The organism is Nitrospirota bacterium (assembly GCA_016207885.1).
Taxonomy (GTDB): Bacteria; Nitrospirota; Thermodesulfovibrionia; order UBA6902; family UBA6902; genus JACQZG01.
Map to the genome: position 1 here is coordinate 151,794 of JACQZE010000003.1, position 16,159 is coordinate 167,952.

Annotated in this window: 15 protein-coding genes; 2 read left to right on the forward strand and 13 right to left on the reverse strand. The window is 46.1% G+C overall.

Going from position 1 to position 16,159, the window contains the following annotated elements; all coding sequences use genetic code 11:
- Window positions 1-12 precede the first annotated feature (12 nt).
- Window positions 13-2,424 (reverse strand): DEAD/DEAH box helicase family protein, encoded by a 2,412-nt coding sequence (locus tag HY807_00760; protein MBI4824940.1) that lies wholly within the window; start codon window positions 2,422-2,424, stop codon window positions 13-15.
- Window positions 2,425-2,694: 270 nt separating this feature from the next.
- On the opposite strand from HY807_00760, the gene HY807_00765 reads away from it, so the two are divergent.
- A complete protein-coding gene (locus HY807_00765; GenBank protein MBI4824941.1) occupies window positions 2,695-2,892 on the forward strand; it encodes a type II toxin-antitoxin system HicB family antitoxin in 198 nt (65 codons plus the stop codon).
- Window positions 2,889-3,062: a type II toxin-antitoxin system HicA family toxin gene (locus HY807_00770; GenBank protein MBI4824942.1), complete on the forward strand. Its 174-nt coding sequence runs from the start codon at window positions 2,889-2,891 to the stop codon at window positions 3,060-3,062. The genes HY807_00765 and HY807_00770 overlap by 4 nt, the downstream gene beginning before the upstream one ends.
- A 45-nt stretch (window positions 3,063-3,107) precedes the next feature.
- Here HY807_00770 and HY807_00775 read toward each other — a convergent pair whose 3' ends face one another.
- The 12 genes from HY807_00775 to argH all read right to left on the reverse strand — a co-directional run bounded on the left by HY807_00775 (window position 3,108) and on the right by argH (window position 16,107).
- Window positions 3,108-4,430: a sigma-70 family RNA polymerase sigma factor gene (locus HY807_00775; protein MBI4824943.1), complete on the reverse strand. Its 1,323-nt coding sequence runs from the start codon at window positions 4,428-4,430 to the stop codon at window positions 3,108-3,110.
- Window positions 4,431-4,587: 157 nt separating this feature from the next.
- Window positions 4,588-6,294 carry a DNA primase gene (locus HY807_00780; protein ID MBI4824944.1) on the reverse strand — a complete coding sequence of 569 codons (1,707 nt, stop codon included), beginning with the start codon at window positions 6,292-6,294 and terminating at the stop codon, window positions 4,588-4,590.
- An 89-nt stretch (window positions 6,295-6,383) separates the two neighbouring features.
- Complete coding sequence (locus HY807_00785; protein MBI4824945.1) at window positions 6,384-7,349, reverse strand: NGG1p interacting factor NIF3; 966 nt, start codon at window positions 7,347-7,349, stop codon at window positions 6,384-6,386.
- The gene (locus HY807_00790; GenBank protein ID MBI4824946.1) at window positions 7,350-7,802 is read right to left on the reverse strand and encodes a GatB/YqeY domain-containing protein; all 453 of its coding nucleotides are present in this window, start codon (window positions 7,800-7,802) and stop codon (window positions 7,350-7,352) included.
- A gap of 4 nt (window positions 7,803-7,806) precedes the next feature.
- A complete protein-coding gene (locus HY807_00795) occupies window positions 7,807-8,157 on the reverse strand; it encodes an aspartate 1-decarboxylase (protein MBI4824947.1) in 351 nt (116 codons plus the stop codon).
- Window positions 8,158-8,190: 33 nt separating this feature from the next.
- Window positions 8,191-8,463: an Asp-tRNA(Asn)/Glu-tRNA(Gln) amidotransferase subunit GatC gene (gatC, locus tag HY807_00800; GenBank protein ID MBI4824948.1), complete on the reverse strand. Its 273-nt coding sequence runs from the start codon at window positions 8,461-8,463 to the stop codon at window positions 8,191-8,193.
- Window positions 8,464-10,569: a UvrD-helicase domain-containing protein gene (locus HY807_00805; GenBank protein MBI4824949.1), complete on the reverse strand. Its 2,106-nt coding sequence runs from the start codon at window positions 10,567-10,569 to the stop codon at window positions 8,464-8,466. It abuts the gene before it with no gap.
- Window positions 10,570-10,704: 135 nt separating this feature from the next.
- On the reverse strand, window positions 10,705-12,540 hold the full coding sequence (glmS, locus tag HY807_00810) for a glutamine--fructose-6-phosphate transaminase (isomerizing) (protein MBI4824950.1): 1,836 nt from the start codon (window positions 12,538-12,540) through the stop codon (window positions 10,705-10,707).
- 6 nt (window positions 12,541-12,546) lie between these two features.
- Complete coding sequence (glmU, locus tag HY807_00815) at window positions 12,547-13,935, reverse strand: bifunctional UDP-N-acetylglucosamine diphosphorylase/glucosamine-1-phosphate N-acetyltransferase GlmU (protein ID MBI4824951.1); 1,389 nt, start codon at window positions 13,933-13,935, stop codon at window positions 12,547-12,549.
- A 47-nt stretch (window positions 13,936-13,982) separates the two neighbouring features.
- Entirely contained in the window at window positions 13,983-14,567 is a 585-nt protein-coding gene (locus tag HY807_00820) for a D-sedoheptulose 7-phosphate isomerase (GenBank protein ID MBI4824952.1), read from the reverse strand.
- Entirely contained in the window at window positions 14,564-14,728 is a 165-nt protein-coding gene (locus HY807_00825; GenBank protein MBI4824953.1) for a hypothetical protein, read from the reverse strand. The genes HY807_00820 and HY807_00825 overlap by 4 nt, the downstream gene beginning before the upstream one ends.
- Window positions 14,725-16,107, reverse strand: a complete 1,383-nt coding sequence (gene argH, locus HY807_00830) for an argininosuccinate lyase (GenBank protein ID MBI4824954.1) — start codon at window positions 16,105-16,107, stop codon at window positions 14,725-14,727. Before argH ends, HY807_00825 begins: the two co-directional genes overlap by 4 nt.
- Window positions 16,108-16,159: the final 52 nt, after the last annotated feature.

The window sequence follows — 16,159 nt, forward strand, 5'->3', positions numbered from 1 at the left end:
CTGCTGGTGAAATCAGACAATCATCTTCTCCACATACCCCAGCGCCTTATATGCCTTAAGCCTTCTTTTGTACATTTTAAGAAGGACAGGTATGTGTTCATCAACATAATCATAAATCCGCACTTCTGTTTTCCCTTGATACGACCGATGAAGTCTTCCGGCATATTGGATCATCTTTCCCTTGAATGAAAATGGCATTGCGAGGAAAAGCGTATCAAGCCGGGGATCGTCAAATCCCTCGCCTATGTATTGCCCTGTTGCAAGGATCAGCCGTTCTTCGGTATCGGAAATCGATTCAAGCTTTGAAAGCATCTCTTTTCTTGTGCCGGCTCTCATTCCTCCATGAAGCACAATTATATGTTTTACGAATTTCTCGAGCTTCTGCTTCAGTAACTCAAGATGCTCTTTTCTTTCAGTAAGGACAATAGGAAAACGTTTTTCTTCAAGTGAATTCAGGATGTCATCAAATATCATATGGTTCCGGTTTTCATCCGTAATTAACGGCGGCCAAAGGCTTTGAATGTTATCTCCATCAGCCCATGGATATGCAAAACTCGTGGTTCTTGTCATGAGGCTGTATTTTAAATGTGAATCTGATGCGCTTTTCCGTGAAGTTACTTTATACCGAATCGGTCCGCACTGCATGGTAAAAATCGGCTGGTGACCGTCACGCCTGTAAGGAGTTGCTGTCAACCCGATAATATATCTTGCATTTGCCTCCATCATAACCCGCTCAAATGAGAAGGCTGAGACATGGTGACATTCATCAACAATAATCTGGCCATAGTTTTTAATCCTATGGTCTGTTTCACCCTGCCTGTCCAGACTCTGAATCATTGCAACATCGATTAAATTATTTGCCTTATTCTTCCCTCCGCCGATTTGTCCTATGGATCCAATCGGGATATTGAGGAAGGTGGCGATCTGCGCACGCCATTGTTCAAGAAGCGGTTTGCGGTGAACAAGCACAAGTGTATTAACTCCTCTTGCTGCTATCAATTTTATGCCTATCACTGTCTTCCCTATGCCGGGCGGCGCAACGAAAGTTCCAGTTTCATGTTTAAGCAGTTCTTTGCATGCATTCTCCTGAGTCTCTGTAAGATCGCCGTTAAAAGTAAATTGAACATCACTTCCGTTAACACGTTTATCTTGAATATCAAGAGATATTTGATTTATAGAACAGAGTTCTGAAATATCTTCCATACAGCCGCGTGGTATTGTGATGTAGCTCTTAAGTTCTGCGGCGCAGCAGATAACTCTTGGTGTTAATGCTGTTGAAAGCCTCATGCTCTGCTTTTTATAAAACTCCGGATTTTGAAAAGCTGCAAGTCTTTTGATCTTATTAAGCAGTTGAGACGGTAGTCCGTCTTTCCTGATGTATACTCGGTTTGCGAGGACAATATTTATTTCTGAGGGGAATTGGCAGGAGAGTTTTTCAAATTTATGGCTGCCTGACGGAGACCTTTCCCAGGGTCTTACTTCTTCATCTGTCTGGCTCATGTTTATATCCATTATGTCTTTTCCTCTTGTGACTTGTTCCACAAAAGATTGAATATCCTTGAGGGAGAGCTTTTTTACTTCTGACAGATAAGCCCACTGGTCAGAATAAGGAATCAGATCATCATCAAGAAAAATACTGTTGCCTTTCTCCATTGGGGCTTTTTGCAGGGGCAGGGCAATGAGGTTGCCAAAACCTCCTTTGGGAAGCGTATCCTGATTCGGAAAAAGACGGTCATAGCTTTTCATTTCAAGCTCATGCCGTTGTGACATTGTCTCTGTTATAAGATAGCTTCCAAGCTGTCTGGCAAGGGAAGCGCTTACAGTCTCTGAAAAGAATATCCAGACATGTCCTCCATTACCTGAGCGCGACCTTTCAAGAGAAGCTGGAATGTTATTACTTCGACAGGTTGTTAAGAAGGCTTTTGCGTCTTCCTGCCAGTTTTGTTTATCAAAATCAACAGCAAGGAAATAGCAGGTCTCATTTTCGAGCATTGGATAAACGCCGATGATAATACTCTCTTCAAGATGCTTTCTGACAACATCATCGCTGAGGGGAGATGGTTTCCTATGATCACACACTCCGCATTTCACAGATGGCTTTTTACATATCCCCCGCAGCCATTCATTCTCACAAACAGGACTGTACCCAATAGCGCCGGTCTTTTTGCTTGTCCAATGCTTCGGATAAACATCTTCCCTGCCGCGGAACAGGCTTCGAAATAATGCTATATTCTTATCCGTTAAAACCTGAGCAGTTACAAACGCTGGTGGTGAAGAGCAAGAAGCGCTTTCAATATCAGCGAGTGCGGTTTGTGATTTATTTAATTCATTAACGAGCTTCTCCCGCTCGGCATCTATCTCTATCAACCGCTTTTTGATAGCTGAAACGGTATTAACGATGTCTTCTCTTTTTTTGATAGGCATTATTTCATCTCTTTGTCCCGAAGGATGTTACAGTAATTCCAGAGTTTTTGAACAATTTGTGATAAGCTCATAGTCCTATGTTATATACCACATTTACTATATGTTATGTGTCAGATTTCATTGATTAAATGCAAAACTGCACTCTAAATGTACTCCTTACTAAACGCCATAAGTATGATTTTTCATATAAGCTGTGCAATGATTGATCCTGCCTTAAAAAATGACTGAGAAAAATGCTATGATATTTTAAAATATAAGTGAGGTTTTGACATGAAAACTAAATTGAATATGATTTATTGGAAAGGCGAAAAATTTTGGGTAGGTAAATTACTTGAGCGTCCCGACATAATGACACAGGGCAAAACCCTGAATGAACTTGAAGAAAATATGAAAGAGGCATATGTGATGATGACGATGGAGGATGTTCCTTCAAAACATAAGATCAAGAAACTTGAATTGGCTGTATGAAAAGAAAAGTATTGGTCAAGAAATTGACTACTCTTGGCTGCATTCTTGAGAGACACGGCAGTAACCACGACCTATATAAAAACCCCTCCACAGGTAAAAAACAACCGGTTCCAAGGCATAACAAAATTGATGAAAACTTGGCACGTCATATTTTAAAAGAATTGTCATAATCAGATTCAGAAATCAAAATCACGGCTGGCAACTACAACTAACCATCAATCATGGTCCAGGAACTCTTTAAGGCATTTGGTTCTTGAGGGGTGCCTCAACTTCCTGAGGACATTGGCCTCTACCTGCCTGATCCTCTCACGGGTAACGTTGAAATTCTGCGCCACCTCTTCCAGTGTTTCAGGATGCCCGTTGCCTATCCCGAACCTTCTCTTTATGATATCCGCTTCTTTAGGAGTAAGTGTCTGCATTATCTTTTCGATCTCCTCCTGAAGGTTATGGTGGATCGCGCATTCTAAAGGCGACAAGGCTGCCTTATCTTCCATAAGATCCAGAAGAAAGGTGTCCGATCCCTCGCCTACAGGAGTCTCCAGCGAAACAGGCTCCTTGGCTATCTTCATGATCTCCTTGACCTTTTCATCGCTGACGCCCATTTTTTCAGCTATCTCTTCTGTTGAGGGTTCTCTGCCGAGTTCCTGCACAAGCTCTCTTGATACCTTTGCCAGCGCGCTTAGTGTGCCGACGATATGCACAGGTATCCTGACCGTTCTGGCACAGTCTGCAAGCGAACGCGAGATAGCCTGCTTTATCCACCATGTCGCATAAGTGCTGAACTTGTAGCCCCTCCGGTATTCAAACCTGTCAACCGCCTTCATTAAGCCTATATTGCCTTCCTGCACGAGATCAGGCAGGCTGAGTCCGCGGCCTATATACTTCTTTGCCATACTGACAACAAGCCTGAGATTCGCCTCTATCAGAAGCCTCTTTGCTGAAAGGACCCTTACTTCATGATACGCAAGCAGCCTCAGGGCCTTTTTAGCCTCAAGATGGCCAAGCCCGAGAGAAGACTCTATTGCTGCGATCTCCAGTTTAATGTCTTGCGGATTATTGGAAGGGCTGTTCTTTCCCTTTTTGAGAATATCGATCCTTGATAATGCATCACAGAACTGCTCAATGAAAATCCTCACCACTTCTTCTTCAAGGCGGAGTTCGGATATCTTTGTAAAGATCAGCCTCTTGTTCTCTTCCAGCTCGTTCTTCAGCGCGGTCTTCTTTTCAACGGAGAGCCCTTTTTGATTGTATCGGCTGACTATTGTTTCCCTTGTGTCATAAAGGTTCTTAATATTCTCTATCGTCTTTATGAAATGTTCAGTGACGCTTGCCCTGTCTTTGTCTGAGATGTCATCGGCATAAGAGATGAAGTCGTCAATCATCGCCTCATCCTTATTAAAGACCTCCTGCAACGCGATGATCTTTTTTATGATAAAAGGTATCGCAAAGACGATGCGCCTTTCCTTCTCCCTCTCTGTCTCTATCTTCTTTGCAGCTTCAGTCTCCTCTTCCTTACTGAGCAGGGGGAGGGCGCCCATATCCCTCAGATATATCTTTATAAGGTCATCGGTCAGGAGCGCGCTGTTGGAAAAAGAATTATCTATTTCAGAGGACTCTTCTCCCTCATCACTCTCTTCCGGCAGATCCGTCTCTTCTTCATCATCCGGCAGGAAGATATCAACAAAGTCGCTCATATCAGCTGCCTCCTGATTTCTGCAGGCTGTCCTGCCTCATCTGAAGTTCTCTCAGAAGCTTAATGTCTTTTTTCATCTCAGCATCCCTTATTCTTTCCCTCAGCTCCTGGATCAGGAACCTGCGCTTCTTTTCTTTGATCCCGGCGACACAGTCTCTCAGCACTTTGTCAGGGTCATCAAACTCAGCCTTAAGCATGATCTCACTCAGTAATTCTTTCTCATTATCATCACATTGTAGCATCAGCTTGTCAAAATCCCTAAGGCCTTTTCTTATCTTCTTCAGTATAGAAGCTGTAACTGTATCTTTGAAATCATCTTCCGTAATACTGCCGAATACCATATCAGCTTTTTCAGGGAACTGAAGCAGCAGTTTAATTATATAGGCTTCATCCAGAGGTTTGGGCTTTCTGGCCGGCCCGCTCCCGGCCTTCACATCAGGACGCACCGGAGAACGCACAGCTTTATTCTTCATCTTCTGCAGCTCCTCAAAGATGAAGACCTCTTTTATGCCGAGCTTTTCCGATAACTCTTTGACATAAGCGTCAAGAAGAAGGTTGTCTGATATTTTAGAGACGGTATCAATGGCCTCGCGTGCTATTGCGCGCTTTTCCTTCTTCTGCCTGACCAGAAAATCTATTACTGATAAAGGCTTCTCAAGAAGCTCACCAAAGGCTTTTTTTCCATTCCTCTTTAAGAAACTGTCAGGGTCATCCTTATCAGGCAGAGACAAAATCTTTATATCAAGACCGGATTCAAAGAGGGTTTCAGCCGCGCTTCTTGAAGCCTTAATGCCTGCCTGATCGCTGTCAAAGGCAATTATGACATTATCAGTGAACCTCTTGATCAGCTTGCCGTGCTCCGGTGTGAGCGCGGTCCCGAGAGGCGCAACCGCGTTTGTGAAGCCGTTCATATGCGCGGCTATGACATCGAGGTATCCCTCCATTAACAAGATACGGTCAGCTTCTTTAATATGTTTTTTTGCGTCGTTCAGACCGTAAAGCGCTTTGCTTTTGTTGAAGACAGGCGTCTCAGGCGAGTTAAGATATTTTGGCTCGGAATCATCCATCACCCTTCCGCCGAATGCGATGACATCGCCCCTGAGGTCAAATATCGGGAATATGATCCTGTGCCTGAACATATCAAAATACCCCTTGGCGGTCTTGCTTGCCAGGCCTGACTTCACTATAATCTCAGGCCTGAAGCCCTTGCCCTCGAGATATTTCTTTAGAGCATCCCATGACTTCGGCGCATAGCCGAGATAAAAGAGCTTGCGTGCTTCCTCGGTGATGCCTCTTTTTTCAAGGTATGAAGACGCGATAGGACTCTTCTGGAGATTCTGCTGAAAGAAAGTGAGCGCAAGTTTCTGGATCTTCAGGATCGTCTCTTTTTCCCCTGACCTTCCGGCATCCTCACTTGACATCTTAAGGGTAACCCCGGCTCTTTTCGCAAGGAACCTGAGCGCTTCCTTGAATTCGATCTTCTCGTGCTGCATTACAAAGGTGAAGATATCGCCTCCGTTGCCGCATCCGAAACAACGATATATCTGCTTGGCAGGGTTGACTGTAAAAGAGGGGGTTTTTTCGGCATGGAAAGGGCAGAGCCCCTTCCAGTTATGCCCGGCCTTCTTCAGAGATACATATTCAGATATCATATCAACGATATCGATCCTGCTTTTTATCTCCTCAAGGCTGCTGTCGTATGAAGGCATGGTCTGAAATAGATTAAAAAATCCGGAGAGTTTTTTTAAGTTTTTTTTTACATTTTGATATATATCGCCGCTTTTTTATTATTCATTAATTATTTTTTCTTGAGCCTGCTGAATCTTCTGAATCCTGAACATTCGATTATCCTGAGACTGCCCTGCTTCTGTATCTCGTCGAACAGAAGGTTCATGCCGAGATTGTCGCTTGATATGTGGCCGGCAATCACAACATTTATATTGTGGTCTTCTGCAAGTTTACGGTGGTCATCTCCTATATGCATCCCGACAACCGTTCCTACGCCTGAGACTGCAAGCTTTTCATATATCTCCTTCGGCCCGCCTGTCCCGCCTGTCATATCAACAAATATCTTTCCCGCGCTCCTGTTCTTGTGCCCGGTAAAGAGCTTGGGCCCTGCGTTGATCTTCGCGGACTCCTGATATTCCGGTATCTCAAGAAGCAGGTCCAGCACCTCGCCGACCGTCTCAGGTTTTTTACTGTCAATCATCTTCTGAAGATAGGTGACCACATGGTTGTCAGCCGGTGTATGCGCAGACATCATCGGTATATCAAGCAGCCTGGCGGCATCTACAGCCTGTGTGTGGTTTGCCGGAGATATCCTTCTCTCGACCTCTTTTACCCTGCCTTCCAAAAGGCCCTCGGCGACATTGATCGGCACGCCGAACTTGTGGAATATATCCGCCTGCATCCCCATTACCTCATAGAGGCCGGCATACGCCCTGCCTCCGGGATGATGGGAGATGACAAGGTCAACCTTCTCACCTTTGGATGTAAGCCTGTCAGCAAGAAGCATCTCGCCTGTCCCTATATCTATGCCTACAAGGGCTGTCTTTATCTCTTCCTTTCCTGTGCCGTAAAGTATCCTGGTGTCGGCGTAAGGGTTTGTCAGGCTCTCTTTATCAAAATACTTCTTTTCAGCCTCTTTCATCTCTTTATAACGCTTGTTAGCTTTGTCGAGAGACTTCTGTACCGTCTTTCTGCCGCGCGGGTCAGCCTCCATACCCCTGTCTATTATCGTCTCGTATATATTTCTAAGCTTCATCTACGCCTCCTCAAGAAGTTTTTTAACTAATGCGCTGACAACCTTTCCGTCAGCCTTTCCCTTTGTCTTTACCATCATCGCCTTCATCACATTACCAAAGTCTTTAGCCCCTGCCGCACCTGTCTCTTTGACAGCCTCAACGGCCATCTCTTTTATCCGGTCCTCTGAAAGCTGTTCCGGCAGGTATGACTGAACTATCTCAAGCTCTTGTCTCTCTTTTTCAGCAAGCTCTTCACGCCCGGCCTTTGCAAACTGTTCAACCGACTCTTTCCCCTTTTTCACAAAGGAATTGAGGATCGCCATGGCCTCATCGTCAGTTAACACTACATGCCCTTTATCGATCTCCCTGTTCTTGATGGCGGATTTTACCATACGCAAAATCGATAATCTTGTCTTGTCGTTTGCTTTTAAGGCAGCATTGAGGTCAGATGATATTTGATCGGAAAGAGCCATTAGACTATCCTTTTATCCTGTTGTTTTCATCAAGCAGAATGATCTTTGGCTTGAAGCTCTTTATCTCCTCTTCATTGAAATACTCATATGAAAAGATAATGATCTTGTCGCCCACCTCGCCTTTTCTGGCGGTCGGGCCGTTAAGGCATACCACGCCTGAACCGCTCGGCGCGGGAATAACATAGGTCTCGAACCTCTCGCCATTATTGAGGTTGCTGATCCTGACCTGTTCATACGGAATTATGCCGGTCTCGGCAAGCAGCGACTGGTCTATGGTCAGGCTGCCTTCGTATTTAATATTCGCCTCTGTAACGGTCGCATTATGGATCTTGGCCCGGAGCATACATCTGAACATGATTACCTCTCAATTCTTCATTGCTAATAAATTTTACTCTATTATCTTCGGCACCCTGAAAAAACCATCCCGGCTTTCGGGCGCGTTCTCCAATATCTTCTCCCTGGGAAGCGAAGCTGAGACCTCATCGTCTCTGAAGACATTCTTCAAAGGCAGGACATGCGATGTCGGGGCTACATTTCCTGTATCCAGTTCATTCAGCGTGTCGATATATCCCATCACCTTATGCAGCTGATCTGCGAAAAGTCCTTTTTCCTCATCCTTCAGCTTCAGCCTTGCAAGGGAAGCGACGTCTTCGATATTCATCTAAACCCTCTCCAGATTCGCGAACTTCAGCGAGAGCCTCTTTATGCCGACAGAAGGGAAGTTGACCATGACCTTAAAATCATTCGTCTCGCCGTAACAGTCCCTGACAACGCCCTCGCCCCATTTTGGATGGCGCACTCTGACGCCTGAAACAAAAGGAGATGTGCTTCGGGGCCTGACAGGAATGCTGTGGCTCTTGCTGAGCGCTCCTGTCCTGGGCCTTTTCTCTATATAACAGCAGCAGTCAGCAGGTATCTCACTGAGAAACCTTGAAGGCTGCTGATCCTGGATCGAGGCATACAGCCTTCTCCTTTTTGCGCCTGAAAGGAAAAGCATATCGCGCGCCCTTGTCATGCCTACATAAAAGAGCCTGCGCTCTTCCTGTATCTCATCATCTTTCTTGATAGAGTAAAAGTGCGGCATAAGCCCGTCCTCCACTCCGGCAATAAAGACAACAGGCGATTCAAGGCCTTTGACAGTATGTATCGTCATTAAAGAGACCGAGTCTTTCTTCAGGGCTTCGTCCTGCGCGCTGAAGAGTGATGCGTTATCCAGAAACTCCTCCAGGCTGCTGCCCTCGGCAGAGCTTACTATCTCCATAAGGTTCTTGGCCTTCTCCTCCCCGGCCCACTCCAGATAACCGGTATTTTCAAATACAAGATAGACAAGCTTGGAAAGCTCCATATCTTTATTGTCTATGAGCCCGTCAATTACAGATATGAAACCCTTCACCTTATCCTTGAATGCTGAAGAGTATCCGTTGCCCCTGGAGACATGCTTCATGATCCCGTAAAGGCTCTTCTCCTTCTTTACCGCTTCATTGTTCAGCCTTGTAAGCGTTGTCTTGCCGATGCCTCTCGGTGGAGAGTTGATTATACGCTTCAGGCTTATCGAATCATTCGGGTTATTGATCACCTTGAGATAAGAGATAATATCCTTGACCTCTTTCCTCTTGTAAAAACTTATGGAGCCGACCACCTGATAAGGAATGCCGTTGCTCCTCATCGAATCCTCAAGCACCTTTGCCTGCTGGTTGAGCCTGTATAGCACTGTTATGTCGCTGTAAGTGTAGCTGCCCTTAAGGTAGAGTTCTTTTACGGTCTGGGCGATATAACCTGCTTCTTCCTGTTCATTGTTGGCGATGCAGTAAGATATCTTCTCTCCCTTGCCTCTGTCCGTCCAGAGTTTTTTTGCCTTTCTCAGGTCGTTCTGCGCTATCAGGCTGCCTGCCGCGTCAAGAATGTTCTGCGTCGACCTGTAATTCTGCTCCAGCCTTATCACCTTGGCCTTTAAGAAGTCCTTTTCAAAGTCAAGAATATTCCCGACCTCTGCGCCCCTGAACTTATATATGCTCTGGTCATCGTCGCCGACAACACAGATATTCTTGTGTTTTGATGCCAGAAGCCTGGCAAACCTGTATTGCGACAGATTCGTGTCCTGAAACTCATCTATCATCATATGCTCAAACTCTTCCTGATACTTCTTCAGAACTTCAGGGTGCTTTTCAAAGAGCTTCACAGCGCACATGATAAGGTCATCAAAGTCCAGGGCGTTATTCTTTTTCAGGTCATCCTGGTACCTGACATATACCTTGGCAAGTTTTTCATCAAAGCCGAAACTGTCCTCATTGGCAAGAAGGGCTTCGGAAGTTACAAGCGCAGCCTTGAGCGAAGATATCCTCGATGCGATTCCCTTATACAGGGCCTCATGCATCTTATACTCTTTCAGGATAGTCCGGATGAGGCTGCATGTATCGCCGTCATCATATATGCAGAAGTCCCTGCCGTATCCCAGCTTGTCGATCTCTTTCCTTAAGATCCTGCTGGAAAGCGAATGAAAGGTTCCTATCCAAAGGCCCTTTGCGCTCTTTCCCGTGAGCGCCTCGATCCTCTCCTTCATCTCATTGGCAGCCTTGTTGGTAAAGGTCATGGCAAGAATGGATGAGGGGGAGACCTTATGAACGCTGGTAAGATAGGCGAATCTGCGGGTAATTACCCTTGTCTTTCCGCTGCCGGCCCCGGCCAGTACGAGCATGGGCCCGCTTTTATGAGAGACGGCCTGCTGTTGCTGAGGATTAAGATCCTCCAGTAAAACATGTTTAGCCATTTTCGACCTCTTGCTTGTATGCGATATATGTCATCTGATACTAAAAAAGGAGAATTAAGGGAATAGTCTGTTTTATTCTTTCAGTGTCTTATTATATCAGATTAGGCAGGGAAATTTGTAAAGGGGAAAGGCTTATCACTCTACCGTAACGCTTTTTGCCAGATTCCTCGGCTGATCCACATTACATTTCTTCAAAACAGCGGTGTGATAGGCTAACAACTGCAGGGGCACGGTGAAGAGTATCGGCGAAAGATAACGGTTCGTCTCCGGGACGAATAGAACATGGGATGCGTTGTATAAGACCTTTGTATCCCCCTCGATAGCAATCGCAATAACCTTGCCGCTTCTGCTCTTTACTTCTTCAATATTTGAGAGGATCTTCTCATATATTTTTTCACCGCTGCCGGGAACCAGCGCGAGAACCGGCATATCCTTGTCAATGAGCGCTATCGGCCCGTGCTTCATCTCGCCTGCCGGATAACCCTCAGCATGGATATATGATATCTCCTTTAATTTCAGGGCGCCTTCAAGCGCTATGGGATAGTTTATCCCCCTGCCGAGATAAAGGAAGTCCCTTGCGTTGCAGAACTTTCTGGCGATCTTCAGGACGGAAGCGTTCAATTCAAGCGCCTTCTCAACCTGTTCAGGGATCAGGAGTATATCCTTCAGCAGTGATTTCGCTTTCTTATTATCAATGCTCTTCTTGGATTTTGCCAAAGCTATCGCGAATAGATAGAGCGCCGTAAGCTGTGTTGTGAATGCCTTTGTCGAGGCAACGCCTATCTCAGGGCCTGAATGTGTATAAAAGACGCCGTCCGCCTCTCTTGAGGATGTGCTGCCTATCACATTGCATATGCTCAGAACCTTTGCGCCACGCTTTTTTGCCTCACGCTGCGCGGCAAGCGTATCTGCCGTCTCGCCTGACTGGGTAATGACTATGACAAGGCTGTTTGAAGGAAGTATTGGATCTCTGTACCTGAACTCAGAGGCGATATCAACCTCGCATGGTGTTTTTGCCAGGTCCTCAATCATGTATTTCCCTGCAAGCGCGGCATGCCATGAAGTGCCGCATGCTACGAGAAAGACCTTATTCAATTTATTGATCTCATTCACATTCAGCGAGAACTCAGCAAGGTTCACCTCTCCCTTCTCAATGGAGAACCTTCCCCTCAAGGTATCAGCTATCGCCTGCGGCTGTTCATTGATCTCTTTTAACATGAAATGTTTGTACCCGCCCTTCTCAGCCATGGCAGGGCTCCATGTGATCTTTGTTATCCGCTTTTTAAAGGATTTATCACAGACGCCTGAGATGGAGATGCCTTTACGCGTTATCACAGCCATCTCATCATTTTCCAGAATGATAACGTCGCGTGTGTATTTAAGGAAGGCAGGCATGTCGGATGCTAAAAAGAATTCATCTTTTCCAAGTCCCAGCACAAGGGGGCTGTCTTTTTTTACAGCTATTATCCTGTCCGGTTCAGCCTCGCTTATTATGCCGAGCGCGTACGCGCCATGGACATGCTCAAGCGCCTCTCTTGTCGCTCTTTCAACATCAAGCCCTTTTTTTGAATAACTGTTTATAAGATGGCAGATGACCTCTGTGTCTGTCTCAGATGTAAAGACATGCCCCTGCTTCTTTAATCTCTCTCTCAGTTCATAATAGTTTTCAATGATGCCGTTATGAACAACAACTATGCCGCCTGACCTGTGAGGATGTGCGTTGCTCTCTGACGGCTTGCCATGCGTCGCCCATCTCGTATGCCCGATCCCGATGGGGCTGCTGAATTGCTTCCCGCTTATGCATTGCTCCAGCTTCTTTATCTTGCCTTCGCAGCGCTGCACTTCTATCTTATTGTCTTTAACAAACGCAACTCCGGCTGAATCATATCCCCTGTACTCAAGCTTCTTCAGGGAATCCACAATTACTGGGATTGCGTTCCTCTTGCCTATATATCCGACTATTCCGCACATATTAAGTTATTTTGACCTTCTGCCTTTAGTTTTTAATCTGCTTCTGTTTTCCCAGTCAGCGATATTTTTCTGTTCCGCCCTGCTTATGGCAAGCGCGCCTGCGGGAACATCCCTGGTGACAGTCGCGCCTGCTGCCACATACGCTCCTTTGCCTATCGTCACAGGAGCGACGATCTGAGTATCGCTCCCGATAAATGACCCTGACCCGATCACTGTCTTATGCTTCTTCTTGCCGTCATAATTGCATGTGATAGTGCCTGCCCCGATATTAACATCGTTCCCGATCACCGCATCTCCAATATAGCTCAGATGGGATGCCTTTGTCCCGTCTCCGAGTGATGACTTCTTTATCTCTACAAAATTCCCGACCTTCGCGTTCTTCCCTATGATGCTGTGAGGCCTTAAATGCGCTAACGGCCCTATTGAAGCGCCCTTTTTTATCCTACTATCTTCGATAAGGGAGTTATCCTTAATGGCCACATCTTCCTCTATAACACTGTCAACGATCCTTGCGCCGGGATAGATGACGCAGTTGCTGCCGATGGATGTCTTGCCTTCAATGCAGGTGTTAGGGTAAATGATCGAATCCTTCCCGATCGACACGCCGGGATGCACCACAGACCTTTGCGGATCAATGAATGTGACGCCTTTTTTCAGCAGTTTTAATATTACCCTGTCCTGAAATATCCGTGAAACATTATAAAGGTCTTCCCTGCTGTTGACGCCGAGTATCTCTTCTTCCATACAGATATATGTCTCAACCTTTTTCCCCTCTTTTGAGAGGATATTCACAAGGTCGGTTAAATAGTACTCTCCTGAAAGAGCATTCTTTTTTATTCTGCCGATGAAGTCAAGGACCTCAGGCTTCATCGCGTAAACGCCGCCGTTCAGTTCCTTGCACGCTCTCTTTTCATGAAGTGACGCGTGCTTGTCTTCAACAATGCCGATGATCTTTCCGTCATCGCCACGAACTGTCCTGCCGTAACCTGAGACAGAATCATTGAAGAAAGAGAGGTAGGAGAGCGTATTGCCGCTGCGTCTGTGTTTTGAGAGAAAACCCTTCAGCGTATTTGTTGTAATAAGCGGGCAATCTCCATTGAGGACGAGGATGGCATCACTTCCCTTTAAAGTTTTTTTAGCTATCTCAAGCGCATTGCCCGTGCCGAGGAGTTTCTTCTGGATGACAAACGAGAGGCTGTTGTCATTAAGCTGTGCCATAACATTGTCAGCGCCGTTGCCGACAACCACTACTATCTTTGCGGGCTTCAGGGGCTTTACAGCATCTATGACATGCCGGAGCATCGGCCTTCCGAGGACCTCATGAAGGACCTTCGGCTTAAGAGATTTCATCCTCTTGCCAAGACCAGCCGCTAAAATGACTACGGAAAGACCCATGGAGATATATTAATGGTTTGCGCTTATGATTTCAATTTGCGACGACTCTATCTGTTTCTGTGAGATTCAAAAAGGATCTCTTCAACCATCTGGCAGATGACATGGCCGAGAGTGATGTGGGTCTCCTGTATCCTGGGCGTATCAGAGGAAGGAACAGCAAATACATGATCCGCTATCGCAGCAAGCTTGCCCCCTTTTGCGCCTGTAAAGACTATCGTCCTTATCCTTCTCTTTTTTGCTTCCTCAACAGCCTTGATCACATTTTGGGAATTGCCGCTGGTGCTTATTCCTATCGCGACATCCCCATCCTGCGCATGCGCCTTAAGCTGGCGTACAAAGATATCCGAGAAATCATAATCATTGGCGATCGCCGTGACAACAGCCATGTTTGTATTCAGGTCTATCGCAGGCAGCGCAGGACGTTCCATCTTAAACCTTCCCACAAACTCAGCAGCGATATGGGCCGCGTCAGTGGAGCTGCCGCCATTGCCGAAGATCATGAGCTTGCTCCCGCTGTTAAAAGCCTCGGCAATAAGATTCGACACCTCAATAACAGCATCGATATTCGCTTTTATGAACTCCCTCTTTACGGACGCGCTATCTTCAAACGCCTTTAATATCTTCTCTCTCATTTGGTTCCCTCACTTTCTTTATGATCGATAGCTGATTTGTCAGATGGGATGATTGGTACAGGGTCGCCTTTCCTGCCGCAGGCGGATACAACGCCAAGCAGTATGAGTGTAATAAACAACATGAACAAACGTGAGAAGATACCGCGTTTCTCAGGCTTCACTTCTTCTTGCTCCCCTTTATATTTCTGAGGCGCAAAGAGACATTTTTGCCTGATGTCCCTCCGTGAGATATTTTATTAGCAACAGATGAAGCCACGGTTATATAACTGAAAATATCATTGCCGATAAGTTTTGAAAAATCTTTCAGTTCAGCAAGTTCCAGTTCATCTATTTTTTTACCGTCTTCTACACAGTGCCTGATTAGCCTGCCTGTAACACCGTGAGCCTCTCTGAAGGGCATGCCTTTTTTGACGAGATATTCTGCAATGTCAGTTGCTGTCAGATAGCCGCCCTCGGTTCCCTTTTCCATGGCTTTTTTGTTGAATATAATTTTAGGCAGAAGCACGGCAAGTATATTTAGGCAGGATTTTACCGTATCAACTGTATCAAACAGAGGCTCTTTATCCTCCTGCATATCCCTGTTATAAGCAAGGGGCAGCCCTTTCATAACCGTCAGTATTGCAATAAGATCGCCGAATACCCTGCCGCTTCTGCCCCTGATAAGTTCAAGAATGTCAGGGTTCTTCTTCTGCGGCATTATGCTTGAACCGGTTGAAAAGGCGTCGGGCAGAGTGACAAACGAGAACTCATCGCTGTTCCAAAGCACTATCTCTTCCGCAAACCTTGAGAGATGCACCATGACGATGCTTGCGGCAGAGATGAATTCAATAACAAAATCCCTGTCTGACACAGCATCCATGCTGTTCTCAGATATCTTGGGGAATTTCAGAAGCCGCGCGACATATCGCCTGTCTATCGGAAGTGTTGTGCCTGCAAGCGCAGCCGAGCCTAAAGGAAGCACATTGACCCTTGCATAACACTCTTCAAGCCTCGCCCTGTCACGCTCAAGCATCTCGTAATACGCAAGAAGATGGTGCGAGAGCAGCACCGGCTGAGCCTTCTGCAAATGCGTATATCCCGGCATCAGGGTTTTGACATGTTTTCCTGCAACAGAGACGAGCGACTTCTGAAGGCCTTTTACCAGAACAATTATCTCTTTTATCTCATCTCTGAGAAAGAGCCTCAGGTCAAGCGCGACCTGGTCATTGCGGCTCCTCGCCGTATGAAGCTTGCCGCCGACCGGCCCGACCTTTCTGGTAAGCGCATCCTCGATATTCATATGAACATCTTCAAAAGTGCTCTTGAACTTTAACCTGCCGCTCTCGATGTCTTCCCTGACGCTGTTAAGCCCTTTGAGGATGGTCGCTGTATCTTTTGCGCTGAGTATCTTCTGCTTCCCGAGCATCTTCACATGAGCGATGCTCCCCCCGATGTCATACCGCCATAAACGGACGTCAAAATGCAGCGAGGATGTGAACTGCTCCACCACCGCTTCAGTAGCTTCTTTAAATCTTCCTGCCCAGAGCTTTTTCATGAAAATAAGGATAAAACTAAAGCCTGATCGTAGTCAAGCGTAGATTGGCTTGATAAAA